Origin of the sequence: Kitasatospora sp. NPDC059408 (assembly GCF_042751525.1) — a bacterium.
Lineage (GTDB): Bacteria > Actinomycetota > Actinomycetes > Streptomycetales > Streptomycetaceae > Kitasatospora.
This window is the reverse complement of record NZ_JBHYWI010000004.1, coordinates 44,976-70,120: the sequence shown is the minus strand read 5'-3', so window position 1 is coordinate 70,120 and position 25,145 is coordinate 44,976. Positions and strand designations below refer to the sequence as shown.

Below are 25,145 nucleotides of genomic sequence, written 5' to 3'. Positions count from 1 at the left end.
CCCCAGGCCGCACTGCCGCCCGCCTTCCTCCGTGCACCATCGGTAGCGAAAGGCTCCCTTTCCGATGTCTCGAACCACCTTCACCCCTCGCCGCCTCGCCGCGGCGGCCGTCACCGTCGCCCTGGTCGCCGGACTGGCGGCGTGCGGCCCGAAGGCCGACGGCGGTGGGAGCACCGGCAAGGACGCCGCGCCGCGGCAGGGCGGCACCCTCACCGTCCTCAACCAGAACCCGGAGGACCAGTTCGACCCCGCGCGGCTCTACACCTCCGGCGGCGGCAACGTGCCCTCGCTGGTCTTCCGCACCCTCACCACCCGCAACCGGGCCGACGGCGCGGCCGGCACGAAGGTGATCCCGGACCTCGCCACCGACACCGGCACCCCGTCGGAGGGCGCGGCGGTGTGGACGTACCACCTCAAGGACGGCCTCACGTACGAGGACGGCTCGCCGATCACCACCGCCGACATCAAGTACGGCATCGAGAGGTCGTTCGCCCCTGAACTCTCGGGCGGGGCGCCGTACTTGAGGGACTGGCTGGTCGGCGCGGCGGACTACCAGGGCCCGTACAAGGACGGCCGCGGCCTGGACGCCGTCCAGACCCCCGATGACAAGACCATCGTCTTCCGCCTGAACAAGCCCGAGGGCGACTTCCCGTACCTGGCCACCCAGACCCAGTTCGCGCCCGTGCCGAAGGCCAAGGACACCGGGACGAAGTACCAGGACCACCCCGTCTCGTCCGGCCCCTACCAGGTCGTCAAGAACGAGAACGACGGGACGCACCTCGTCCTCGCGCGGAACCCCCACTGGTCCGCGGCGACGGACGACCAGCGCAAGGCGTACCCGGACACCATCGACGTGCAGTCCGGGCTCGACCCGGCGGTGATCAACCAGCGGCTCTCCGCGGGCACCGGCGCCGACGCGGCCGCCGTCACCACCGACACCAACCTCGGCCCCTCCGAACTCGCGCAGGTGAAGGACGACAAGGCCCTCGCCGCCCGGGTCGGCACCGGGCACTTCGGCTACGTCGACTACCTCGCCTTCAACCCCAAGGTGAAGCCGTTCGACGACCCGAAGGTCCGCCAGGCCGTCGCCTACGCGCTCAACCGCACCTCGGTCGTCAACGCCGCCGGCGGCTCCTCGCTCGCCGAGGCCGCGACCACCTACCTGCCCGCCCAGGAGACCTTCGGGTACACGCCCTACGACCCGTTCCCAGCCGGCCCCACCGGCAACCCGCAGAAGGCCAGGGAGCTGCTGAAGGACGCCGGTTACCCCGACGGCCTGACCATCACGCTCACCCACTCCACCGCCACCGGCCGGGGCTACGGCCCGGACCTGGCCGCCGCCGTCCAGGACGGCCTGAAGGCGGCCGGGATCACCGTCCGGCTGGACGCCCTGGAGTCCAGCCGGTACTCCAAGACGATCCACACCGTCGCCACCGAGCCCGGCCTGTTCCTCTCCGGCTGGGGCGCCGACTGGCCCTCCGGCGGCCCGTTCCTCGCACCGGTCTTCGACGGCCGGCAGATCGTCACCGACGGCTACAACTTCAACTCCGCGCAGCTGGACGACCCTTCGGTGAACGAGGAGATCGACCGGATCAACAAGATCACCGACCACGCCGAGGCCGCCAAGCTGTGGGGCGCCCTCGACAAGCGGCTCGGCGAACAGGCCCTCACCGTCCCGCTGTTCCACCCCGTCTACAAGCGGCTGTCCGGCAAGGACGTGCGCAACATCGTCATCAGCGACTGGACCGGCGTGCTCGACATCTCCCAGGTCGCGGTCAAGTAGCGGACGGGACCGGACGGAACGGATCGGACGGAAATCGGACCACCATGGCTCCACGGAATCCCGCTGCCGGGGGACGGCCGGTGTGGCGGCGGCTGCTCGCGCGGCGCGCCGTCCTCGCCGGCGGCCTCGTCATCCTCCTGCTCGCCCTGACCGCGGCCGCGGCACCGCTGCTCGCCGCGATCGAGGGCCAGGACCCCACGAGTTACCACGACGGCCTGCTCGACTCCGCGGCCGGCGGCGTGCCCACCGGCTCGTTCGGCGGCATCACCGCCGAGCACTGGCTCGGCGTCGAACCGGGCACCGGGCGGGACGTGTTCGCCCGGCTCGTGTACGGCGCCCGCATCTCGCTGCTCGTCGCCGTCGGCGCCACGCTCGTCCAGGTCGCGACCGGCGTCCTGCTCGGCCTCGCCGCCGGCCTCGGCAACCGCCTGCTCGACCAGCTGATCGGCAACACCTCCGAGGTGATGCTCGCCCTGCCCTCGCTGGTCTTCGCCATCTCCCTGATGGCCGTCGTCCCCTCCGGCTTCCCCCGCCCGGTCCTGCTCACGCTCGTCATCGGGCTGCTGGGCTGGGCCGGCACCGCCCGGCTGGTCCGGGCGCAGACGCTGAGCCTCCGGCAGCTCGACCACGTCGCCGCGGCGCGACTGGCCGGCGCCTCCCGGTGGCGGATCGCCCGCCGGGAGCTGCTGCCGGCCCTGGCCGCGCCGGTCATCACCTACGCGGCCGTCCTGCTGCCGTCCAACGTGGTCTCCGAGGCCGGGCTGTCCTTCCTCGGCGTGGGCGTCAAGCCGCCCACCTCGTCGTGGGGCCAGATGCTCTCCGGCGCGACCACCTGGTTCCGCGCGGACCCGATGTACGTACTGCTCCCGTCCGCGCTGCTGTTCACCACCGTGCTCGCCTTCACCGTGGTCGGCGACGGCGTCCGCACCGCGCTCGACCCCCGCGCGGCCTCCCGGCTGCGGGCCGGCTCCCCGGCTGCCCCGAAGACCGAGGAGGCCGCCGCATGACCCGCTTCCTGCTCCGCAGGGCCGTCGGCATGATCGGCGTCCTGATCGTCCTCTCCCTGATCGTCTACGCGGTGTTCTACATCGCCCCCGGCGACCCCGCCCAGCTGGCCTGCGGCGAGAAGTGCAGCCCCGCCCAGGTCCACCAGGTGCGCGAACGGCTGGGCCTCGACGCTCCCGTGTACCTGCAGTACGCCCACTTCCTCCAGGGTGTCGTCGCCGGGCGCGACTTCAGCGCCGGCACGGGCCCGCTGCACTGCCCGGCGCCCTGCCTGGGCGTCTCCTACCGCAGCGGCGAGCAGGTCACCGACATGATCGCCGCCCGGCTCCCGGTGACGGCCTCGCTGGCCCTCGGCGCGATGGTGCTCTGGCTGGTCCTCGGCGTCGGCACCGGGCTGCTCTCCGCGCTGCGCCGGGGCGGGCCGACCGAGCGCCTGCTCACCGCGCTGACCCTGGCCGGCACCGCCGTCCCGGTGTTCGTCATCGGACTGGTGCTGCTCATCGTCCTCTGCGCCCAGCTCCAGTGGCTGCCGTTCCCGAGCTACGTGCCGCTCACCGAGGACCCGCAGCAGTGGTTCTGGGGCCTGCTCCTGCCCTGGATCTCGCTCGCGCTCATCGAGTCCGCCAAGTACGCCCGGCTGACGCGCGCGTCCATGCTGGAGACCCTCGCGGAGGACCACATCCGGACCTTCCGGGCGTACGGCGTCGGCGAACGGCACCTGGTGACCAGGCACGCGTTGCGCGGCGCGCTCACCCCGGTGATCGCGCTCACCGCCCTGGACCTCGGGACGATGTTCGGGTCCGCCGTGCTGACCGAGTCGCTGTTCGGCCTCCCGGGCCTCGGCAAGCTGCTCGTCGGCTCGGTGAGCCTGATCGACCTGCCCACCGTCGTCGGCCTCACCCTCGTCACCGGGTTCGCCGTCGTCCTCGCCAACGTCGTCGCGGACGTGCTCTACGCGGTGGCCGACCGAAGGGTGGTCCTGGCGTGAGCGCCGAACCGCTGGTGAACGTCCGGGACCTGGTCGTCGACTTCCCGGTCGGCGACGGCCGCGTCCGCGCCGTCGACCGCGTGGGCTTCACCCTGGCGGCCGGGCAGGCGCTCGGCATCGTCGGCGAGTCCGGCTCCGGCAAGAGCACCGTCGCCCACGCCCTGCTCGGCCTGCACCGCGGGACGGGCGCCCGCACCGGCGGCTCGGTCCGGGTCGCGGGCGTCGACGCCGTCACCGCCGGGCGCGACGAACTCCGCCTCCTGCGCGGCGGGTTGGCGGCCATGGTGTTCCAGGACCCGCTCTCCGCGCTCGACCCGTACCACGCCGTCGGGGACCAGATCGCCGAGGTCGTGCGGGTGCACCGGGACGTCTCGCGCCGGGACGCCCGGGCCCGGGCCGTCGAGGTGCTCGACCGGGTCGGCATCGCCGACGCGGCGCGCCGCTCGCGCTCGCGCCCGCACGAGTTCAGCGGCGGCATGCGCCAGCGGGTGCTGATCGCGATGGCCCTCGCCTGCGAACCGCGCCTGCTGGTCGCCGACGAGCCGACGACCGCGCTGGACGTCACCGTCCAGGCCCAGGTCCTCGACCTGCTGCACGAGTTGCGCACCGAGACCGGGGCCGGGCTGGTCCTGGTGACCCACGACCTGGGCGTCGTCGCCGGGAGCGTCGACCGGGTGCTCGTGATGAAGGACGGCCGGGCGGTGGAACACGGCCCGGTCACCGAGGTGCTCGGCGCTCCGCGCGAGCCGTACACCCGCGCGCTGCTGTCGGCGGTGCCCCGGGTCGACGCCGCCGAGGCGCCCGGCCCGGCGGCCGCATCCGGGGGCGAGGTCCTGCTCGAAGCCACCGGCCTCCGGAAGGAGTTCGCCACCCGCGGCCCCCTCGGGCGGCGCGCCGCCCCCGTGGTCGCCGTGGACGGCGTCTCGCTCACCGTGCGGGCCGGCGAGACGCTGGGCGTCGTCGGCGAGTCCGGCTCCGGGAAGACCACCCTCGGCAGGATGCTCGTCCGCCTCCTGGACCCGACGGGCGGCCGGCTCCACTACCGCGGCCGGGACATCGGGACGCTCGGCGACAAGGACCTGCGCCCGTTCCGGCAGGAACTGCAGATGGTCTTCCAGGACCCGGTGTCCTCCCTCAACCCGCGCCGCACCATCGGCGAGTCCGTCGCCGACCCGCTGCGCATCGCCGGCGAGCGCGACGAACGCCGCATCCGCGCCCGGGTCGGCGACCTCCTCGAACGCGTGGGCCTCGACGCCGACTGGTACCACCGCTACCCGCACGAGTTCAGCGGCGGCCAGCGCCAGCGCGTCGGCATCGCCCGGGCCCTGGCACCCCGGCCGCGCCTGCTCGTCTGCGACGAACCGGTCTCCGCACTGGACGTCACCACACAGGCCCAAGTGGTCCGTCTGCTCGCCGAGTTGCAGCGGGACCTCGGCCTCGCCCTGGTCTTCATCGCCCATGACCTCGCCGTGGTCCGGCAGGTGAGCGACCGGGTCGCGGTGATGCGGGCCGGCCGGATCGTGGAACAGGGCGACGCGACGGCGGTGTACGAATCCCCGCAGCACGAGTACACCAAATCCCTGCTGGCCGCCGCCCCGGTCCTCGACCCGACCGAGGCCACCGCCCGCCGCCACACCAGACTGGCGGCCACCCGGGCCTGACCGCCACCCCCGGCTTCGGGCGCGGCCACCCCGCCCCCGAAGCCGGGCACTCCCGCCGACCGGAGCATCAGCCCGACCAACCTCGCCGTCGGTACAACGCGAGGGTGACCGCGGAGGCCAGGATCCCGAGGACAGCGCCGAGCGAGATCGGCGCGGGAAGCCGGTAGACGAGTAGGCGGTCGTGCTGGTCCCGGCGTCCGTCCCGTTGGAGGCGGGCTGGGAGACGGCGGTGGTCTGGCCGGCCTGGTTGTAGGCGGTCACCGTGGTGATCGCCAGACCTGCCGGGTCGACGACCTTCCTGGTCGGCTTCCCGACGGTCCAGTCGTAGACGGTCCGGACGGTGCGGGTGTCGGCGTCGGCGGCGTAGCCGCTGATCGCCGCGCCGGTCACCGAGGTGGTGGCGGGGTCCGAGGTCTTCGCCGAGCCGTCGATGGGACGGTTAACCGCTCTGACGTGCAACGATTCGCCGACGCTCCATCAGAAAATGATCCGAGTTCAAACGATCTAACTGTCACACCGACCAGACTGTCACCCAGAGTAGCCAGGGCCCCGAGTGACGGCTCGCCACGCCGTCAACCGGTTGCCCGCCCCGATCCGGGCCGGTTTGAGGTGATGGCTACTGGCGGGCTACGGGCGGGTGCCCTTGACCGTGGGCTGGGTCTTCTGGTTGTAGATCTCCTTGCCGTCGGCGTTGTAGGCGTGGACGTAGGGGAACGGGGGGAAGGAGTCCCGGGTGAGCTCGGTGGAGATGGCCGCGCTGTAGACGAACGCGCCGTCTGCCATGACGGCCGGGTACTGGGTCGGGTCGTCGCCGTAGCTGATGGTGACCTTGGCGACGCCGGGCTCGTAGTGCCCAGCGCCCAGCGAGAGGATCTGTCCGGTGCCGGCCGGCGAGCTGACGGCGTCGAAGAACTCGATCAGGTGGCCGGTGCCCCACAGGCGGTCGTTGATGAACGTCGGAGGGGTGGACATGCTGGTGCCCTTGTTGCCCTTCGACTCGCACTGCACGTACTGGTGGGCGGAGTTGACGGCGAGGACCACGCCGTCCTTGGTCGCCGAGGCGACGGGAGTGCGGACCGCGATCACCGCGTGGTACTGCGACGCGTCAGAGCCCAGGCAGGAGGCCAGGATCTCGGCAACGGCCCCGGCATCGATCGGGACCGTCTTCGCGCTGGTGACGGTGAAAGGAGCCTGGGTGACAGTGACGCGGGCATCGGATGAGCCGCTGCTGGGGACCGCCGGGGCGCCGGCCGAGCCGGTGCCGCCGGCCGCGGGGGTGGGCGTGGCGGTGGGCGCTTCGGAGGGCTTGCCGCCGGCCGTGAGGGTGGGCGCTTCGGAGGGCTTGCCGTGGGCCGCGGGGGTGGGCGTGGAGGTGCTGGTCGCGGCGGTGGCCGCTCCCCCCGCGGTCGCGATGACCGCGGCGGAGGCGGCGATGAGCATGATCGGGCGGATGCGCATGAATCCGTGTCCTTTCCTGCGGGGCGTCCGGTTGAAGCCCGCGCCCCTGTACGCCTCCCTGCGCCCGGCAGGTCGCACCCCGCACACGTGATCCAGGTCATAGGCCCTGGGCGCAACCCGGGGACGGTTCTCGTGCGTACAGGCCGGGAGGCTCCGCCCAGGACGCACGGCTCCACCGCCGCGGCCGAGGAGTGCTTCCTCGCGAGCCGCCTGTGCCGCGAGCCGACGGACAGTCCCGGAAGAGAGGCCCTTGATGACGCCCCAGGAGTTCGACGCGTTCTACGCGGCGTCCTTCTCCCGCCTGACCGGGCAGCTCTACGCGATGACCGGCAACTGGTCCGAGGCGCAGGACGTGGTCCAGGAGGCCTTCATCCGCGCGTGGGACCGAAGGCTCACCTTCAACCCGGACGATGCCCCGGAGGCGTGGATCCGGACCACGGCCCGGCGGCTGGCCCTCTCCCGCTGGCGGCGTCTGGCCCGGGGCCTGCACTTGGCCGGACGCCACCACGGCCAGGAACCACCCACCGTCGAGCCGCCCACCGAGGAGCACCTGCTGGTGGTCACCGCGCTCCGCGACCTGCCCGAGGCGCAGCGGAGCGCCCTGGTCCTGCACCACATGTGCGACCTCTCCGTCGAGCAGGTCGCGGTCGAGACCGGCGCCAGCGTCAGCGCCGTCAAGAGCCGTCTCGCCCGCGGCCGGACCGCGCTCGCGGCCAGACTCGCCGACCGAACCCCGACCAGCGAGGAAGGAAAAATCCGTGTCTGACCCCGTCCACGACACCCTCGGCGACCGGCTGCGGCTGCTCGGCACGCAGATGCCCGCACCGACCCTGCCCGCTGCGGAGATCCGCCGACGCGCCGACCGGCGCCGCCGCCGGCGGCACGCCCTGGGCGCGACCGCGGCCTGCACCGCAGCAGCCCTGTGCCTGGCTGTCCCGTCCGTGCTGCACTCACCGGGACCACACCAAGGATCCGCGCTGAACTCACCGGAGCCACAACAAGGAGCAGCCACCACGGCCGCCTCCTCCGCGTCGGCTTCCCCCCACCCCCCGGCCGCTTTCACGGTCACCAGTACGAGGACGGTCCCGATCGATGCCGGGGCCGTTGCCGAGATCCTGGCCTCCTGCCTGGGCTCTGACGCGTCGCAGTACCACGCGGTGATCGCGGTCCGCACTCCCGTCGCCTCGGCGACCAAGGACGGTGTGGTCCTCGCCGTCAACTCCGCCCACCAGTACGTGCAGTGCGAGTCGAAGGGCAACAAGGGCACCAGCATGTCCACCCCTCCGACGTTCATCAATGACCGCCTGTGGGGCACCGGCCACCTGATCGAGTTCTTCGACGCCGTCAGCTCGCCGGCCGGCACCGGACAGATCCTCTCGCTGGGCGCCGGGCACTACGAACCCGGCGTCGCCAAGGTCACCATCAGCTACGGCGACGACCCGACCCAGTACCCGGCCGTCATGGCAGACGGCGCATTCGTCTACAGCGCCGCCATCTCCACCGAGCTCACCCGCGACTCCTTCCCCCCGTTCCCCTACGTCCACGCCTACAACGCCGACGGCAAGGAGATCTACAACCAGAAGACCCAGCCCACGGTCAAGGACGCCCGCCCGTAGCCCGCCAGCAGGCATCACCTCGGACGCCCGGTGGTGCCACGGACGCCCCGGCGCCGGCGGGTGGCCGGCGCCGGGGCGCCCGTGGGTCGTGCGGGGTGGGGCGGGGTGGGGCGGGGTCGTTCGGGTCAGCAGGGCTCGGCGGTGCGGCCGAACTTGGTGGACCAGATCGCCTTCCACCGGTCCGCGCCCTCGCCGGCGGCGTGGCCCTTGTAGAGGACGAGGTTGCCGTCCTGCTGGACGCGCAGCCAGACGTTCCGGCCGCCGCAGGACGGTCCGGTGCCGGAGTTCCAGGCGGCCCGGCCGTCGGCACCGTAGACGACGAAGTTGCCGTCCTCCTGCATGATCGCCACACCGGGGCGGGTGCCGGCGGTGCCCGAGTTCCAGATCACCTCGGTCGTGGTCGTGCCCTGCTGGCAGCCGGGGCCGCCGCAGAACGGGATGTCCGCCTCCCAGTGGGACAGCACGAGGTTGCCGTCGGTCTGGTACTCCAGCTTCCAGCCCTCCTCCGTGGTGTTGATGCCGAACAGGCCGGAGCTGCCGTACTTGATGGACGTGTCGATGTGCTGGCCGGGGCGCAGGCAGCGGCCGCTGTCCAGGTGGTCGACCGTGCCGTCCCAGGTGTCCCTGGGACCGTTCGGCAGGTCCTGGCAGTTGGGGAGCGGGAGGGGAAGGGGCAGGGAGTCGGGGCCGCGGAACCCGCCGCCCGAGCCACCGCCAGTGCCGCCACCTCCCGTGCTGCCACCACCGCCGGTGCCGCCGCCGGTCGAACCACCGCCGGTGCCGCCACCTCCCGTGCTGCCACCGCCGCCGTCGAAGGGAAACGTGTCGAACTTCCACCACTGAGCGGTGGTGTCACGGCACTGCCAAATGACCAGGTCCTGATCGTTGTTCACAGCGGTGAGGCAACCGCCGTCCGTGGCCGAGATGACCCGGTACCAGCCACGCGCACCCTCCTGGAAGCGCCACAGCTGATTGGCATTGCCCTCCTGCGAGCCGATGAGATGGGTGCGGTGAGTACTGGGGTCGTGGTCCATGACCATCCCCCCACCAACCTTGGTCTCGATCAGCCACTGGCTGTTCGGCTTCTGCCAGAGCGTCCACTGCTGAGCGAGGGCACCGTTGGCACCGAGCGACTTGATCCGCGTACCCGAGGCATTGGAACCGCGATCGAGGTCGGCAACCATCCAGTTGTTGCCAGAGACCAAGGACCCCGTCACACCATGCCGCGGATCACTGCCCCCCGGAGCCTGCGGAGAACCAGGACTCCCGGCACTGCCACCGGGAACCGCACCACCACCGGTGCCGCCGCCGGTCGAACCCCCGCCGGTGCTGCCACCTCCCGTGCTGCCACCAGTGGAACCGCCCGTGCTGCCACCGCCGCCGTCGAAGGGCGACGTGTCGAGCTTCCACCACTGAGCGGTGGTGTCACGGCACTGCCAAATGGCCAGGTCCTGATCATTGTTCACGGCAGTGAGGCAACCACCGTCCGTGGCCGAGATGATCCGGTACCAACCACGCGCACCCTCCTGGAAACGCCACAGCTGATTGGCATTGCCCTCCTGCGAACCGATGAGATGGGTGCGGTGAGTACTGGGGTCGTGGTCCATGACCATCCCCCCACCAACCTTGGTCTCGATCAGCCACTGGCTGTTCGGCTTCTGCCAGAGCGTCCACTGCTGAGCGAGGGCACCGTTGGCACCAAGCGACTTGATCCGCGTACCCGAGGCATTGGAACCACGGTCGAGGTCGGCGACCATCCAGTTGTTCCCGGACACCAAGGACCCCGTCACACCGTGCCGGGGATCACTGCCCCCCGGAGCCTGCGGAGAACCCGGACTCCCGGCACTGCCACCGGGAACCGCACCACCAGCGGTGCCGCCGCCGGTCGAGCCCCCACCACCGGTCGAACCACCACCGGTCGAACCACCACCGGTCGAACCGCCCGTGCTACCGCCGCCGGAGCCGCTGTCGCCGCCCTGGGTAGGCCCGTTCTGGATGTTGTCGAGTCGCCAGCGCTGCCGGTCCGAGCCGTCGCAGGCCCAGATGCCCAGCTGTTCACCGCTGTTGGCGGCGGTCAGGCAGCCGTTGTCGGTGTCGCTGGTGATCCAGTACCAGCCGCCGCCGGCGTCGCGGAACGCCCAGTGCTGGTTGGCGTTGCCGTCCGAGACCCGGATGAGGTGGGCGCGGTGGCTGCCCGGGTCGTGGTCCATCACCATGCCCTGACCGGCCGCCGTCTTCCCGTCGGTGAGCAGGGTCTCGATGATCCACCGCCCGTCGGCCGTCGGCCAGAACGCCCAGCGCTGCGCGTCGTTGCCGTTGGCGCCGAGCGCCTTGACCGGCGTCCCGGCGGCGGTGTTCGCGCGGTCCAGGTCCGCCACCAGGCCGGCGTTCGCCGAGCGCAGGGTGGCGACCTGCGAGGAGCCGATGCCGGGACTCACCACCGGCGTGGTGCCCGGCTGCGGGGCCGGCTGCGGGGCCGGCTGCTTCTCCTGCCGGGGCGGGACGGTGCCCAGGCCCCAGCGCTGGGAGTCGCTCTGGTTGCAGTCCCAGAGCTGGAGCGGGGTCTCGTTGACGGCCTTGCCGTCGGTCACGTCCAGGCAGCGACCGGAGGCGGGGTTGACCAGCGAGTAGCCGGGGCCCTGCTGCCAGTTCTGCGCGGGGCTGTCGTTGCAGGTGTACAGGCCGACCCGGGTGCCGCCGGCGGTCTTGCCGTCGGCGACGTCCAGGCACTTGCCGAACGCCTTCAGGGTGAGCACGCCGCTGCGCGCGGACGGGGTCCACTGCTGGGACGGGCTCGCGTTGCAGTCGTACAGGTCGGTCGGGGTCCGGTCGGCGGTCTTGCCGCCGGCGACGTCCAGGCACTTGCCGGGGAAGGCCGAGTACACGGTGACGGGGGCGGGGCCGTTCCCGCCGCCGTCCGCGACCACGCCGTTCAGTCGCCACTTCTGGCGGTCGGAGCCGTCACAGGGCGCGACGGTCAGCGGCTGGCCCTTGGCGGCGAGGGTGAGGCAACCGCCGCCGTCGCCGTTGGCGATCGTGCTCCGGCCGTCCCCCGCGTCGGCGAACCGCCACAGCAGGTCGTTCCGGCCGGCCGCCACCGGCTGCAGCGCCGTGCGGTGGGTGGCGGTGTCGTGGCCGAGCACCAGCCGCTCCTCCGGCCGGCTCCGGCCGTAGGTGAGCCGCGTCTCGATCAGCCAGTTGCCGTTGCCGCGGTCCCAGAACGCCCAGCGCTGCGAGTCGGTGGTGTTCGGCTGCCAGGCCTGCACGGGGGTGCCGGCGTTCGCCACCCCGTCGCGCACGTCCGGCACGAGCTGCGGATCGGCCGCGGAGACGACGCGGATCCCCTGCGTCGGATCGGGCTGCTGCCCGCCACCGGAGGGACCGCCCCCCGGCAGGCTCGGCCCGCCGGGCCCGCCGGGGCCCCAGCCGAACGGCGGCAGCAGCGGCAGGAACGGAAAGCCGGGTAGCGTGATCCCGGGCAGCGAGGGCGCCGGCTTGGTCCCGGTCCCGGGGTTGGTCCCGGGGTTGGTCCCACCGTTGTCGCCACCGGGGGTGCCCGGGTCGGGCTTGCCGGGGTCGGGCTTGCCCGGGTCAGGCTTGCCCGGGTCAGGCTTGCCCGGGTCGGGCTTGTGGGGATTCCTGCACGCTCGGACCGGCGGGTCCGCCGGGAGCGGCTTGTCCGGCAGGTTGGGGAACCCCGAGGCGGCGGGCCACGGAGTCGTCGGCAGACCCGGCAGGGACGGCCAGGGCACGTTCGGGAAGTTCGGGATCGACGGCCACGACCAGGCGGGGAAGCCGGGCAGCGAGGGCCGGCCGCCCGTGGGCAGGTTCGGCGCGCCCGGCCAGGAGATGGCGGGCAGGTCCGGGTGCCCCGGCCACGGGACGTCCGGCGCGCCGGGCACCGACGGCCACTTGACGTCCGGGAAGCCGGGCACGGTCGGCCACTTCAGCTCCGGATGACCGGCGACGCCGGGGGTGGCCGGTACGGGCCGGCCGGGAATGATCACCTCGCTGCCGGGGTCGGCGCCAGGAGCGACCGGCAGAGGCAGGATCGGCCACGGCACGTTCTTGGTGCCCGGCATCGTCGGCCAGGCGACCCCGGGGAATCCGGGCACCGTCGGCCAGCCGGTGCTGCCCTGCTGGGTCGGCAGGAGGACGGCCGGCAGCTGCGGCGCGCCCGGCCAGTCGACGGCCGGAAGGTCCGGTCGGCCCGGCATCGGCACGTCCGGGTAGCCGGGCACCGACGGCCACGGGATGCCCGGCGCGCCGGGCAGTGCGGGCCAGGTCAGCTCGGGGTGTCCCTTGACGGCCGGCCACGGCAGGCCCTGGTAGCCGGGCACCGTGCGCCCGGCACCACTCGGCGAGCCCGGGTCGGCGGGCACGCACGGCGCGGCGAGCTTCCACTTCTGCGGGATCCCGCCGTCGCACGGCCGGACGCTCAGCCCGGCGGACTGCTGCCCGGCCATGGTCAGGCAGGACTGGTCGGCCGCGCTGACGAGGTTGAACGTGCCGTCACCGGTGTCCTTGAACGTCCACTGCTGGCCGGTGCTGCCGTTGGGCCGGCCCGCCGCGTCGTTCTGCACCGGCCGGATGACGGTGTTGTGGCTGTCGGCGTCCTGCTGGAGGAGGGTGCCCTGGGCCAGGGCGCTCTCCACCACGTACCGGCCGTTCGCCACCTCGCGCAGCCGCCAGTTCTGCGAGGCGGTGCAGTTGCGGGCGTACGCCTGGACCACCGTGCCGTCGGCCTTCACACCGCCGCGCACGTCCAGGTTGAAGGTCGGACCGTAGGCCGACGCCGCCGCCGTGAGCTGGTACGTCGCACCGTCGAACGGCCGCGCACGGCCCGCGTCGGTGGCGGCCGGGGTGGCCGGGGCGGCGACCGGCGCGTCGGCGGAGGCCGTCAGCGCCGCCGTCGACACCTTCGGCGCAGCGCCGGCGGCGGCGACCGTGGTCGCGGTCGACCGCAGCGCGGCGGACCTCAGCGTCGCGGGTGTGCTGCCCGTCGTCGCGTCGGGCTTCTTGCACTCGGGGTCTTCGTCGGCGGGGCTGTCCAAGCACTCCTTCTCGTTCGCCATGTTCGGTGCTTCGGCCACCCAAAGCCGCGAGTTCCAGCCGAATTTCCCGAGATCCGGTATCGCCGTCTGATCCGGCTGCGGGATGGTCCTGTGCTTCTCGTCCAGCACATCGAAGACGTTGCTGGGCAGAATCGCCCCCCCGAGGACCCTGTTGTACGCCTGGCGTACATGCACTGCCGATTCCACGAACTCGCCGGGGATGGCCCCGATCGCCGCCCACTCGTACTCGCCCTTGGCACTCGTGGGAAGGTCCTCCGGGGGGAACTGGTCCGGAACGTAGAAGAAGCGTTTATCCGGCCTGATCTTGTAGACCCAGCCCTCCTTCCACGCCCTCACCACCGTGCCGTCGGGGGCGCGTTCCACCTCGCTGAAGCCGGTGTTGCGCGCGGCGAACGCGTTCGCCGTCCCTTGTTCGTCACTCGTGCTGACGTAGCCCGAGTCCGCGGTGCTGTGGCCGGTGGCCTTATCTCCGTCCACGTGGGTGTACAGGTCAAAGGACGACAAACCCGCCACCGAGCCCCTGGACCTGAATCCGTCACGGAAGATCGTGTCCGGGTCCATACCCTCGACGAGGGGACCCACCGTGCCCTGGTTGTCGTCCCCCGGGTTGCCGCGATTGAGGCCGACCCCACGGTAGACGAACGTGGGCAGCTTCCTGCTCGTGTCCAAACACGGGTGCAGGTACGGCGGCTCCTCGGCCGCCTCCGCGACCGGTGCGACGGCCCCCAACAGGGGAACCATCAGCACCCCCGCGGTCACCACGGTCGCCAAGGACCGGATTGTGGATCTGAAGAAATCGCGGCGCATGAGCGTCGGCGACCTCACCTTCGTACTGGCATGCCGATCAAGCCCCACGCTCGGCGAGCGCGGGCCCGCCGAAGCTACAGACCGCCCGTATACAACTGATCAACGCAGGTCAACGGCGGATCCCAGGAGGCCCTCCGGCCCGCTCGGCGTGCTGGCCGGCGAGGATCCGTCCGAGGTCGACGCCGCCGGCAAGGACCTGCCCGCCGAACCGGCCCCGGTCCGGGACGTCCTGGCCGGCAAGTGGATCACCTTCGACCTGCAGGCGGCCGCCGACGAGGCCAAGAAGTCCGACGGCGCCAAGACGGCCTCCCCCAGCGCCGAGCCGTCGCTGGACCCGGAGACCGCCAAGCAGCTCACCAACTCCGTCAAGGACGTGCTCACCCGCACCGTCACCTTCGAGGACAAGGGCGAGAAGGACGGCACCGAGCACGTCTGGGTGAGCGCCCCGGGCCGCCGGCTGGCCGACGAGCTCCTGAAGGCCGTCAGGCCGCTGGCCGCCAAGCTCCCCGAGAAGTTCGGCAAGCTGCCCGACGCCGCGCCGGCCGGCGTGCGCGAGACCGCCGTCGGCGCCGACCTCTACCTGAAGGACGGCAAGCCGGCCTCCGCGACCTTCGACCTCGCCCAGCTGGAGAAGAAGGCCGGACCGGGCGTCAACTTCCCCGTGAAGCTCCCCTTCAGCCAGAGCACCCCGACCGTCGAGGCCCCCGCCGGCGCCGTCGCGCTCACCGGCGACGACCTGCGGCGGGTCGTACCGAACCTCGCCCGCGCCGACGGGCTCGGCAAGGGCCGGGGCGGATCCACCGGGCCCGGCGCGGCGCCGGCCCCCGGAAAGCCGCTCACCGGCGCCCAGTCCGAGGAGCTGCAGCGCCTCGGGATGAGCCCGGCGGAGCAGGAGGTCCACACCAAGCTCGGCCTCGGATACGAGGACATGAAGGACATCGCCCAGAAGGGCTGACCCCTGGTCCTTCCCCACGGTGTCCGGTCCGCCGCCGTCGCGGCGGGCCGGGCACCGTCGTGCGACGGCGCGCGGCCGGGCGGGACGCACGGCCGCGCGTACGCACTGTCGGTGGGGACGGGCAGGGTGCCGTCCGGTCCCGAGAAGACCATCCCGGCCTCCGGCGAGCCGTGCGCTCGCCGGAAGCCGTTGGCATCGGTGCGGCCCGGAGGTTCCGGCCGCGGCCGCCGTTCCCACCACGCGGGCCGCCGCGGACTGCGGCGCAGCCGCCAGGCCGGGTGGGCCGGCTCGCCGGCCAGCCGGCCGGGTCGTTCGACCGGGAGCTCCTGGGCGGGGTCGAGCGTGAATCCGTGCTGCCCGGCGGCCCGGTGGAAGTGCCCGCGCATCGCCTCATACGGCTTCTGCACCCCGTCCGTCACGGGTCCGGACCATAGCCGGGCATCAGAACCATCAAGATCACCGGGAGTTGCCTGGTCCGTGGCCCCTTCGCAGCTCGTCCGGCGTGAGGCGGGACTCGACCGACTGTCCCGCACCCGCCGACCGCGATTCCCACTCCCAGGCCGTTTACCAGCGGAGATAGCGGAGATGGAGAAGTCCTGCTGGAGTACCGACGGCTCGCCGGTCAGGGCACCGGGACGCGGTACGGCTCCGGGGCCGGCTCGGCCCGGTGGTGGTGGGCCGGGCGGAGCGGCCACCAGAGGGCGCGGCCGAGCAGGGCGGCGACGGCGGGCACCAGGACCAGGGACAGGACGGCGGCGGAGAGCAGGATGCCGAGCGTCAGCGCGAAGGCGACCTGTTCGCTGCCCGGGGTGGCGGCGAGGGTCGCGAAGGAACCGGCCAGGACCAGGCCGGCCGTGGCGATGGCGGGCGTGGTGTGCCGTACGGCGCGGGCGACGGCGGCGCGGGGCGGGCCGGGGCGCTGCATCTCCTCGCGGATCCGGTCGGTGATGAGGATGTTGTAGTCGGTGCCCAGTGCCACGACGAACAGGAACAGCACCAGCGGGAGGGTGAAGCTGACGCCCGGTTCGCCCAGCCCGTGCTGGAACAGCAGGGTCGCGGCGCCGAGGGTGGCGGCGAAGCCGAGCCCAACGGAGACCATCAGGACCAGCGGGGCGAGCAGGCTGCGCAGGAGCAGCAGCAGGATCAGGGCGATCAGGGCGGCCGCGACCGGGAAGACGATCGTCAGGTCGTGGTCGACGGCGGTGGAGATGTCGGCGAAGATCGCCGCCGTGCCGCCCACGTGGGCGCTGGTTCCGGCGGGTGTGTGGGCGGCGACCGCGGCGCGGACCGGGCCGGAGGCCAGGTCGCGGGCGCGTCGGCTCTGCGGGTCTGCGGTCAGGTAGAGGTCGATCCGGGCGGCGCGCCGGTCCCCGTTGAGGACGGTGCCGCCCGTCTTGCCGACGCCCTCGACCTGGGTGAGGGCGTGGGAGAGGGCGTCGAGCCGGCCGGGGGTGAGGGTGGTGCCGTCCGTGGTGACGACGTAGACGCTCGTCGGGTCGGAGACGCCGGCCGGCAGGGTGCGGGAGATCTCGGCGGCGGTGGCGGCGGCCGGGGTCCGGTCGCCGGCGCCGCCGAGGCCGTAGTCCATCCGGATCCCGGTCATCCCGGCGGCCAGTGCGCCGAGCAGGGCGAGGGCGGCGAGCAGCATCGGCAGTGGCCGCCGGGCAACGAGCGCGCCGAAGCGGGCGGCGAAGCCCTCGCCCGGCTGGCGGCGCAGGCTGCGGGAGGGCCAGAACATGCCGCGGCCGCAGGCGGCGAGCAGGGCGGGCATCATGGTGAGGCTGCCCAGCAGCATGACCAGGACGGCGACGGCGATGGCCGGGCCGAGCGAGCGGAACTGGCCGAAGCTGGCCACGCCGAGGGTGGCGAAGGCGGCGACGATGGTCAGCGCGGCCGAGGTGATCGCGGTACCCACCCGGGCGGTCACCTGGGCGGCGGCTTCGCGGGCGGGCTGCTCGGGCCGGGCCCGCAGGTGCTCGCGGAAGCGGAAGAGCAGGAAGAGCAGGTAGTCGACGCCGATGCCGAGCAGGACCACGGAGACCAGCCCGGGGGTGCCGGCGTCGAGCTTGAGGCCGGTCAGCGTCGCGGCGACGGCCACGGCTCCGCCGGCCACGCTGCCGATCATGGCGACGGCGAGCAGCGGCAGCAGGGCCGCCGCCACGCTGCGGAACACCAGCACGTTGAGCAGGACGATCAGCCCCATGACGAGCGCGCTGCCGACCGTCGCGGCGGTGCGGTGGGAGTCGGCGGTGTCCACGGCGTCGGCCAGTCCCCCGGTGAACCCGGTGCGCATCCCGGCGTCGGCGAACTGGGCCAAGGTGGCGTCCCGGAACGCACGGTAGACGCCCCGGACGCCCTCGTCCGCGGCGTTGCCGGTCAGTTCGGCGGAGAGCAGTTCGAAGCTGCGGTCGGGCGCCACCATGGCCGGGGCGACCCGTGGGGTCTGGGACCGGTCGGGGACGAGGAAGGCCGGCTCGTCGTCCTTCCTGGGCATGACGACCCGGCGCTGGGCGAGCTTCGCCGCCTCGGCCTCGACCCGCTGCTGGTCGGCGGCGGTGAGCGCCTGGCCGTCGGTCCTGGCGACCAGAACCGTGACCGTGGTGGCGTCGGGTTTCATCCCGAAGTCGTCCTCGGCGATCCGCAGTGCGGCGGCCGAGTCGTAGCTCTTGGGCAGGAAGTCCCCGGTCTGGGACTGGGTGACCCGGGCGAGCAGCATCGGGCTCAGCAGGGCCAGGGAGATTCCCAGCACCACCCAGAGGGCGATCACCTTCCACGGGTTCCTGGTTGAGTATCCGGTCAGTGCGCGGATCACGGTTTCCTCCGGCGGTGGACGCGAGCGTCCGCAAGGTCGGTCTCGGCTGCGGGGGTTCCCGGCCGGGTTCCAGACCATCACCCGGGGTGGGCCGCGGACGTCCCTGCGACGGACGATCCGCACCGGGGCCCCTGCTCCTCGGCCGGGCCCGGACCCGGGACCGTGGTCCTGGTCCGGGTCCCGTGATCGGCCATGGGGACCATGCCGGGGCGGGGTGGGTCGATGCCAGAATGGGGCCATCGGGCCTGATCAGGGCCGATGACGGTTGGTCGGGGCCTGATCGGGGCCTGGCCGGGGCTCATCGGAGCCCGGTCGGAGCCCGGTCAGGGCCTGGTCGGAGCTCAACGGGGCTCAACGGTAGGGCGCGGCGCGGACCGGGCGCGGAGGGGAACGGACATGGGCGGGCGTCAGCGTCACGTGGCGGAGGCGGCACTCGGGGCGGAGCGGGCGGACCCGGCGGACCCGGCGGACTCCGACAGTGCACCGTGGACGCGCGCCGACGCGCTGCTGGCCGTCGGTGCCTGCACCATCGACCTGCTCGGCTACCTGGTGTTCAACGGGGATGCCGGTGACCACGGGGCGAGCCTGACGGGTTTCCTCCTGGTCACGCTGTCGGCCCTGCCGCTGCTCGCCCGGCGCAGCCGCCCGGTCGCGACGCTGGCCGGCGTCCTGGTGCTCCAGTCGGCGGCCGACCTGTCCGCGCCGGCGAGCCCCCACTTCGGCGCCGCGCTGGTGGTCGCCCTGTATTCGGTGGCCAGGGCCCGCACCGCCCTGGAGACGGCGGCGGCCTCGGTGGTGACGTCGGTGCTGACAGTGCTGAGCCAGAGCCACCTGCGGATGCCCGCCTGGCAGGCGGTCGTCAGCGCCCCCGTCTCCGCCCTGCTCGTGGTCGGCGCCGGCCTCGCCGTGGCGCGCTGGCAGCGGGAGGTCGCGGCCAACCGCAAGCTGCTGGCCGACCGCGCTGTGGCCGACGAACGCCGCCGCATCGCACGGGAGTTGCACGACATCGTGGCGCACCACATCACCACCATGCAGCTGATGGCCGGCGGCGCCCGGGCCAACCTCGCCCACCCGGAGGTGGTCCGGGACGCCCTGGTCACCCTGGAGTCCTCCGGGCGACTGGCCCTGCGGGAGATGCGCCAGCTCCTGGACGTCCTGCGGGCCGGCGACGAACCGGACACCGCCCCGCCCTCGCCCCAGCCCGGGGCCGAGGACCTGGGCCGGCTGGTGGACGAGTCCCGGGTGGCCGGCCTGCCGACCGACTTCGGCATCCAGGGGCCCCGTCGCCCGCTGCCGCCCACTGTCGGCCTGACCGTGTTCCGGATCGTCCAGGAGGGCCTCACCAACGCCCGCAAGCACGCCGGGCCCGCCCGCGCGACCGTCACCCTGACGTACGGTCCGGACCGGGTCACCGTCGAGGTGCGCGACGACGGGGGCACGGCGGGCGCGGCGGGCACGGGCGGCGCCGCACCGCAGGAGGCGGTGCCGGCCGGCGGCCGGAGCGGGTACGGCCTGATCGGCATGCGCGAGCGCGTCGCCCTGCACGGCGGCACCCTGCGGACCGGACCACGTCCGGAGGGCGGCTTCGCCGTCCTGGCCGACCTGCCACTGGCCCCGGAGGAAACGGCCGACGCGGCCGTCCAGCACGGAACGGCGACGGCCCGGTGAGCGCGCACGGCGACGGCCCGGTTCGGTCGAACGACAGCGGCCCGGCGAGCCCGAACGACGACGGCCCGGTGAGCCCGCACGGCGACGGCCCGGTGGCGGCGGCACCGGGCATCCGGGTCCTCATCGCGGACGACCAGCCGCTGGTGCGGCGCGGCCTGTCCCTGATCCTCTCCCCCGACCCGTCCTTCGAGGTGGTGGGCGAGGCCGAGAACGGGGAGCAGGCCGTCACCGCCGCCCGCCTGCTGCGCCCCGACGTCGTGGTGATGGACATCAGGATGCCCGTGCTCGACGGGGTCGGCGCGACCCGGGAGCTGGCCCGCACCCTCCCCTCCTGCCGAGTCCTCGCCCTCAGCACCTTCGACATGGACGAGTACGTGGTGGCCGCGCTGCGCGCCGGCGCCCACGGGTTCCTGCCCAAGGACGTTTCGCCGGAGGAACTGGGCGCGGCGATCCGCACCGTCCACGCCGGCGAGGCGGTGGTCGCCCCGCGCCTGCTCACCCGGCTGATCTCCACCTACGTCCGGGCCCCGGTCGGCGCCTTGCCGCCGGTCGCCGACACGGGCGGGCTGACGCCCCGGGAGGTCGAGGTGTGGCGGCTGATGGCCACCGGCCTCGACAACACCGAGATCGCCCGGGCCCTGGACATCAGCCTGTCGACGGTGAAGAACTACATCACCAGCATCTTCGGCAAGCTCGACGTCCGGGACCGCGCCCAGGCGGTCATCGCGGCCTACGAGTCCGGCCTGGTCACGGCGCGCACGGGAGGCGGGTAGCGGGGGCTTTCTGCCTGCGGGCCCCTGTCGACCGCGAGCTCTACCCGCCCAGCTCCTGGACCGAGGATCGGGACCGCTGCCGCGCGGCGAAGATCCCCGACGAGCGGGAGTTCCACGCCAAGGGCCGGCTCGCCAAGGCCCTGGTCCTAGTGGGCTGTCCACGCATCGACTGGCTGTTCTCCCAGGCCCCGGCCGACGCCTGGCAGCGGATCTCGTGCGGTGCCCGCGACGCATGCTCACGATCACCGCCACGCCGACGAACGGCCACAGCCCGACCGGTTACCGAACGCGCCTCAGCGCGGAGTCGTGTCGTCGGCCTCGAACGGGCCGCCGTGGCCGGGCACGATCAGGTCCGCCGCAGCCAGCACCCGCAGCCGTGAGGCGCGCAGCAGTTCGCGGTCCGGGGCTACCGGATCGTCCGCCGGGCCGTGCGCGTGCCACCACAGGTCGCCGGCGAAGGCGACGACGCCCGAGTCCGTGCCCGCCAGCAGCGTGATGTCCTCGGGGCTGTGGCCTGGGGTGCGGATCAGGCGCAGCGAGGGGGTGAGTTCGTAGCCTTCTGCGTCCCGGTTCTTCCACCGGTCGCCCTGGTACTCCACCTTGTGGTCGTGTACCCGGGCGCGGCGGAAGAGGCCGACGTTCATGGTGTTGTCCGGGTGGTGGTGGCTGAGTACCACGTCGGTGATGTCTTCGGGGGTCAGGCCCAGTTCCGCGAGCGGGGCGAGGATGTGGTCGGGGCTTGCCACCATGCCCGGGTCGAAGATCACGTGTCGTCCTGCGTCGGAGACGTAGGAGACGGTTGCGGCGACTCCGGGGCCGGTGGATCCCACGTAGCCGGTGGTCAGGACCTTGTAGTTGGCGCTGCGGCCGAGCGGTGCGTCTGTCATGGCCTCAATCCTTCCGGGTGCGGCGGTGGTTCACGAGTGGCACTGATGCCCTTGATCGCAGGATTCGTGCCAGGTGTGCCAGACTGCGACGGTGCCGCCTTTCAAGACCGTCGCCGCGTACGCCCCTCCTGGTGTCGGCCTGCTCGCCGCCGGCATCGTCACCGAGGTGTTCGGTCCCCATGGGGCGGAGCTGTCCGGGTTCGACTTCGCCCTGTGCGCCGACCGGCCCGGACCGGTGCCGACGGACTGCGGCGTGCCGCTGTCCGTCGCGCACGGGCTGGACCGGCTCGCCGGCGCCGATCTGCTCATCGCCCTGCCCGGGACCGAATTCCGCGCACCACCGGCCCCGGCTGTGCTCGACGTGCTGAGGGCCGCGCACGAGCGCGGCGCCACAGTCGCGGCCCACTGCGTCGGCACGTTCGCGCTCGCCGCCGCCGGACTGCTCGACGGCCGTCGGGCGACCACCCACTGGCGGTTCGCCGAACTCCTCGCCGACCGCCACCCGCAGGTCACCGTGGAAGCCGGCGCGCTCTACATCGACGAAGGGAGCGTCGTCACGGGTGCCGGAGCAGCCGCGGGCTTCGACCTGTGCCTCCACCTGCTGAGGCGCGAGTACGGCGCCGCGCTCGCCAACGCCGTCGCCCGGGACATGGTGCTGCCGTCCCACCGCGACGGCGGTCAGGCCCAGTACCTGGCCGCGCCCGTCCCCGGGGACGGCCGGGACGAGCGGCTCGCCGAGGTCCTCGGCTGGGCCCGCGAGCACCTCCACGAGCCGCTGCCCGTCACGGAACTGGCCCGCCGCGCCATGATGAGCAAACGCTCCTTCGCCCGCCGCTTCACCGCCGCGACCGGCACCACCCCGCACGCCTGGCTGCGCAGCCTGCGACTCAGCCGGGCCGAGGAACTCCTCGAAACCACGGACCTCCCGGTCGAAGAGGTCGCCCGCCGGGTCGGCTACGGCAGCGCGGCCGTGCTGCGCGAGCAGTTCGTGCGGCGCCGAGGGGTGCCTCCCCGCTCCTACCGGCGCGCCTTCACCAGCACACCGAAGCGAACCGGGCAAGCCAGCGCCGGATGAGCAACGAACTCGTCCTCGTCCGCGACACCGCCCGCTGATCACCCGCCGGCCAAGCCGCCGGGCCGGCGCCTCCGGAAGCTCGAACTCCCCCGAGACCGGTACGTATCAGGGATGGCTCCGGGGCGGCTGGGGGCTGATCCCCGATGGTTGGACAGTCAGCCTCCGGCAGGTTCGAGGCATGACTTCCGAAACCTTGCCGACCGACCGCGCGACCGCCACCATGAAGGGCCGCAGGAGGCGGCTGCCGCTTGCGGGGCTGGCCTGCACCGCTCTCACCGCAGTGGTCCTGAGCACCGCTGCCCCAGCTCTCGCCGCGCCGGCCGGGCGCCCCGCAGCCGTCGCGGCGGCCTCCGAGGCCTCTCTTCCCGAGCTGAACGTGGCTGCGCTCCGGGCGGCGGTCGCAAGTGCCCCTGCCACCACGACAGCGGTGCTGGCCCGGGTCAGCGGGCCGGCCGGGCACTGGACGGGAACGTCCGGCGTCGCCGATGTGACGACGGGGGAGGCCGTGGCAGCTCGCCGGCACCGCGCTGATAGCCGGCCAGGATCGACTCAGAGGCAACGGTGGCAGTGACGGCCGGGGCACTGCCGATCCAGACTTCCGCGAAGAGACAACGCCGCGGACAACGAGCAGAGCGGATGGCCGAGCGAACGATCTGCCTCGATCCGGATCGAGGCGATCCACAGTCCCGAAGATCCATGTCCGGTCCTCCCACGGGAGCCTCGTCGGCGGACGACGTCGAACACGTTCTTCTGCAGGCCGTTGGCGTAGGTCTCGTGCTCGACGAGCTTGAGCTTCTGGGTGTCCTTGTCGGTGGCGCTGAACAGGCGCTTTCCGGCGCCGAGGAGCAGCGGGAAGACGAGGAGGTGGTAGCGGTCGATGAGGCCGGCGGGCGGCGACGAGAATGGTGCGGTTGGTTGTCCTGTGACCAGGGCTTTACGTACAGAGAAAGCGAAACCCCACCATGGATCTCGGCGTGCGCTGGAAGCTGCACGGTGACGGGCGGACGCCCGCGCCGGGGGCGGTCGTCCGCCCCGACGAACGGCTCTCCTGGCCCCGCACGGTAGGGCTCGGCGCCCAGCACGTGGTGGCCATGTTCGGCGCGAGCTTCGTGGCGCCGGTGCTGATGGGGCTCGACCCCAACCTGGCGATCATGATGTCGGGCGTCGCGACCGTGATCTTCCTGCTGGCCACCCGTGGCCGGGTGCCGAGCTACCTCGGGTGTTCGCTGTCCTTCGTGGGCGTGGCCGCGGTGATCCGGGCGCAGGGCGGCACCAGTGCGACGGTCACCGGGGCGGTGCTCGTCGTCGGTGCGGTGCTGTTCCTGGTGGGGCTCGCGGTGCAGCGGTTCGGGGCGCGGATCATCCACGCGGCGATGCCGCCGATCGTCACCGGCGCGGTCGTCATGCTGATCGGGTTCAACCTGGCACCGGTGACCGCCTCCACGTACTGGCCTCAGGACCAGTGGACGGCGCTGCTGGTGATGCTGTTCACCGGTCTGGCCGTGGTGTGCCTGCGCGGCTTCTGGTCGCGGGTGGCGATCTTCCTCGGGCTGGTCTTCGGGTACGGGATCTCCTGGCTGTTCGACCGCGTCTTCGGGAAGATCCACTCGGCGGGCCCGGGCGGGCAGCTCACCGACCACTGGCGCCTGGACCTCTCGGGCGTCGGCAAGGCGGACTGGATCGGCCTGCCGGCCTTCCACGGGCCGAGCTTCCAGTGGTCCGCGGTCCTCGTCGCGCTGCCCGTGGTGATCGCGCTCGTCGCCGAGAACGCCGGGCACGTCAAGGCCGTCGGCGAGATGACCGGCACGAACCTGGACGACAAGCTGGGCACCGCCATCTCGGCGGACGGCGTCGGCTCGATGCTCTCGACCGCGCTCGGCGGCCCGCCCAACACCACCTACTCCGAGAACATCGGCGTCATGGCCGCCACCCGGGTCTACTCCACCGCCGCCTACTGGGCCGCGGCCGGCTTCGCGCTGCTGTTCGGCGTCTGCCCGAAGTTCGGTGCCGTCGTGGCCGCGATCCCGGGCGGGGTGCTCGGCGGCATCACCGTCATCCTGTACGGCATGATCGGCCTGCTCGGCGCGCAGATCTGGATCACCGCCAAGGTGGACCTGCGCAACCCGCTGAACCTGGTGCCGGCCGCCGCGGGCATCATCATCGGCATCGGCAACGTCTCCATGAAGTTCACCGACACCTTCAGCCTCAGCGGCATCGCGCTGGGCACCATCGTCGTCATCACCGGCTACCACGCGCTGCGGGCGCTGGCGCCGGCGCACCTCAAGACGCAGGAGCCGCTGCTGGACTCGGGCACGTCCTCCTACGACGCCGAGGAAGCGGGTGGGGCGGGCCCGACGAGGTAGGCGGACCGGCCCGTGCTATGGGCCCCGGCGGAGTGACGAGCGTCACCTCCGCCGGGCGTCCGGGCCGACGGGACGGCTCCAGGCCCCGTGCGACACGGGCGGTCGGCCCGGCGGCACGGCCGGAAGGCCCGTCCGCTTCGGGACCTTCGTCGGGAATCCGGCCGACCTTCGGCCCGGTGGCGGGCCCGGTCCAGCGGGGCAACCGTGGACGGTCGCCTT

Annotated in this window: 15 protein-coding genes and 2 pseudogenes; 12 read left to right on the top strand and 5 right to left on the bottom strand. The window is 72.9% G+C overall.

What is annotated here, in order from left to right; genetic code table 11:
* The first annotated feature begins 64 nt into the window (after positions 1–64).
* From ACFXDE_RS04955 to ACFXDE_RS04940, 4 genes are read left to right on the top strand one after another with little or no spacing between them, the layout of a single operon-like run.
* Positions 65–1,783 carry an ABC transporter substrate-binding protein gene (locus ACFXDE_RS04955; RefSeq protein WP_380490978.1) on the top strand — a complete coding sequence of 573 codons (1,719 nt, stop codon included), beginning with the start codon at positions 65–67 and terminating at the stop codon, positions 1,781–1,783.
* A gap of 44 nt (positions 1,784–1,827) precedes the next feature.
* The gene (locus ACFXDE_RS04950) at positions 1,828–2,790 is read left to right on the top strand and encodes an ABC transporter permease (protein ID WP_380490976.1); all 963 of its coding nucleotides are present in this window, start codon (positions 1,828–1,830) and stop codon (positions 2,788–2,790) included.
* Complete coding sequence (locus ACFXDE_RS04945) at positions 2,787–3,776, top strand: ABC transporter permease (RefSeq protein WP_380490974.1); 990 nt, start codon at positions 2,787–2,789, stop codon at positions 3,774–3,776. Before ACFXDE_RS04950 ends, ACFXDE_RS04945 begins: the two co-directional genes overlap by 4 nt.
* Positions 3,773–5,437 (top strand): ABC transporter ATP-binding protein, encoded by a 1,665-nt coding sequence (locus tag ACFXDE_RS04940; protein ID WP_380490972.1) that lies wholly within the window; start codon positions 3,773–3,775, stop codon positions 5,435–5,437. The genes ACFXDE_RS04945 and ACFXDE_RS04940 overlap by 4 nt, the downstream gene beginning before the upstream one ends.
* A gap of 627 nt (positions 5,438–6,064) precedes the next feature.
* On the opposite strand, the gene ACFXDE_RS04935 is transcribed toward ACFXDE_RS04940, so the two are convergent.
* Complete coding sequence (locus ACFXDE_RS04935; RefSeq protein WP_380490970.1) at positions 6,065–6,895, bottom strand: hypothetical protein; 831 nt, start codon at positions 6,893–6,895, stop codon at positions 6,065–6,067.
* A gap of 253 nt (positions 6,896–7,148) precedes the next feature.
* Between ACFXDE_RS04935 and ACFXDE_RS04930 the strand changes: the two genes are divergently transcribed.
* Positions 7,149–7,661 carry a SigE family RNA polymerase sigma factor gene (locus ACFXDE_RS04930; RefSeq protein WP_380490968.1) on the top strand — a complete coding sequence of 171 codons (513 nt, stop codon included), beginning with the start codon at positions 7,149–7,151 and terminating at the stop codon, positions 7,659–7,661.
* Complete coding sequence (locus tag ACFXDE_RS04925; RefSeq protein ID WP_380490966.1) at positions 7,654–8,511, top strand: hypothetical protein; 858 nt, start codon at positions 7,654–7,656, stop codon at positions 8,509–8,511. The genes ACFXDE_RS04930 and ACFXDE_RS04925 overlap by 8 nt, the downstream gene beginning before the upstream one ends.
* A gap of 125 nt (positions 8,512–8,636) precedes the next feature.
* Here the strand turns inward: ACFXDE_RS04925 and ACFXDE_RS04920 are convergent, their stop codons facing one another.
* The gene (locus ACFXDE_RS04920) at positions 8,637–14,348 is read right to left on the bottom strand and encodes an RICIN domain-containing protein (RefSeq protein ID WP_380491187.1); all 5,712 of its coding nucleotides are present in this window, start codon (positions 14,346–14,348) and stop codon (positions 8,637–8,639) included.
* Between the two features lie 193 nt (positions 14,349–14,541).
* On the opposite strand from ACFXDE_RS04920, the gene ACFXDE_RS04915 reads away from it, so the two are divergent.
* Positions 14,542–15,348 carry a hypothetical protein gene (locus ACFXDE_RS04915; protein WP_380490964.1) on the top strand — a complete coding sequence of 269 codons (807 nt, stop codon included), beginning with the start codon at positions 14,542–14,544 and terminating at the stop codon, positions 15,346–15,348.
* A gap of 622 nt (positions 15,349–15,970) precedes the next feature.
* Here the strand turns inward: ACFXDE_RS04915 and ACFXDE_RS04910 are convergent.
* Complete coding sequence (locus tag ACFXDE_RS04910; protein ID WP_380490962.1) at positions 15,971–18,160, bottom strand: MMPL family transporter; 2,190 nt, start codon at positions 18,158–18,160, stop codon at positions 15,971–15,973.
* 396 nt (positions 18,161–18,556) lie between these two features.
* On the opposite strand from ACFXDE_RS04910, the gene ACFXDE_RS04905 reads away from it, so the two are divergent.
* From ACFXDE_RS04905 to ACFXDE_RS04895, 3 genes and pseudogenes are all read left to right on the top strand, one after another.
* A complete protein-coding gene (locus ACFXDE_RS04905; RefSeq protein ID WP_380490960.1) occupies positions 18,557–19,828 on the top strand; it encodes a sensor histidine kinase in 1,272 nt (423 codons plus the stop codon).
* A 68-nt stretch (positions 19,829–19,896) separates the two neighbouring features.
* Positions 19,897–20,601, top strand: coding sequence for a response regulator (locus tag ACFXDE_RS04900; protein ID WP_380491184.1), 705 nt, complete (start codon positions 19,897–19,899; stop codon positions 20,599–20,601).
* A gap of 17 nt (positions 20,602–20,618) precedes the next feature.
* Positions 20,619–20,747, top strand: a pseudogene (locus tag ACFXDE_RS04895) (transposase); the annotation flags it as partial.
* A gap of 147 nt (positions 20,748–20,894) precedes the next feature.
* On the opposite strand, the gene ACFXDE_RS04890 reads toward ACFXDE_RS04895, so the two are convergent.
* Positions 20,895–21,488: an MBL fold metallo-hydrolase gene (locus tag ACFXDE_RS04890; RefSeq protein ID WP_380490958.1), complete on the bottom strand. Its 594-nt coding sequence runs from the start codon at positions 21,486–21,488 to the stop codon at positions 20,895–20,897.
* Between the two features lie 91 nt (positions 21,489–21,579).
* On the opposite strand from ACFXDE_RS04890, the gene ACFXDE_RS04885 reads away from it, so the two are divergent.
* A complete protein-coding gene (locus tag ACFXDE_RS04885; protein ID WP_380490956.1) occupies positions 21,580–22,563 on the top strand; it encodes a GlxA family transcriptional regulator in 984 nt (327 codons plus the stop codon).
* A gap of 726 nt (positions 22,564–23,289) precedes the next feature.
* Here ACFXDE_RS04885 and ACFXDE_RS04880 read toward each other — a convergent pair.
* Positions 23,290–23,457, bottom strand: a pseudogene (locus ACFXDE_RS04880) (dihydrofolate reductase family protein); the annotation flags it as partial.
* 68 nt (positions 23,458–23,525) lie between these two features.
* Here ACFXDE_RS04880 and ACFXDE_RS04875 point away from each other — a divergent pair.
* Positions 23,526–24,926 (top strand): uracil-xanthine permease family protein, encoded by a 1,401-nt coding sequence (locus tag ACFXDE_RS04875; RefSeq protein WP_380490954.1) that lies wholly within the window; start codon positions 23,526–23,528, stop codon positions 24,924–24,926.
* Positions 24,927–25,145: the final 219 nt, after the last annotated feature.

Excerpts from the sequence above, each read along its gene's own strand:
- ACFXDE_RS04945 (WP_380490974.1), top strand. The coding sequence starts at position 2,787 with ATGACCCGCTTCCTGCTCCGCAGGGCCGTCGGCATGATCGGCGTCCTG.
- ACFXDE_RS04890 (WP_380490958.1), bottom strand. The coding sequence starts at position 21,488 with ATGACAGACGCACCGCTCGGCCGCAGCGCCAACTACAAGGTCCTGACC.
- ACFXDE_RS04955 (WP_380490978.1), top strand. The coding sequence starts at position 65 with ATGTCTCGAACCACCTTCACCCCTCGCCGCCTCGCCGCGGCGGCCGTC.
- ACFXDE_RS04905 (WP_380490960.1), top strand. The coding sequence starts at position 18,557 with ATGGGCGGGCGTCAGCGTCACGTGGCGGAGGCGGCACTCGGGGCGGAG.
- ACFXDE_RS04935 (WP_380490970.1), bottom strand. The coding sequence starts at position 6,895 with ATGCGCATCCGCCCGATCATGCTCATCGCCGCCTCCGCCGCGGTCATC.
- ACFXDE_RS04875 (WP_380490954.1), top strand. The coding sequence starts at position 23,526 with ATGGATCTCGGCGTGCGCTGGAAGCTGCACGGTGACGGGCGGACGCCC.
- ACFXDE_RS04930 (WP_380490968.1), top strand. The coding sequence starts at position 7,149 with ATGACGCCCCAGGAGTTCGACGCGTTCTACGCGGCGTCCTTCTCCCGC.
- ACFXDE_RS04950 (WP_380490976.1), top strand. The coding sequence starts at position 1,828 with ATGGCTCCACGGAATCCCGCTGCCGGGGGACGGCCGGTGTGGCGGCGG.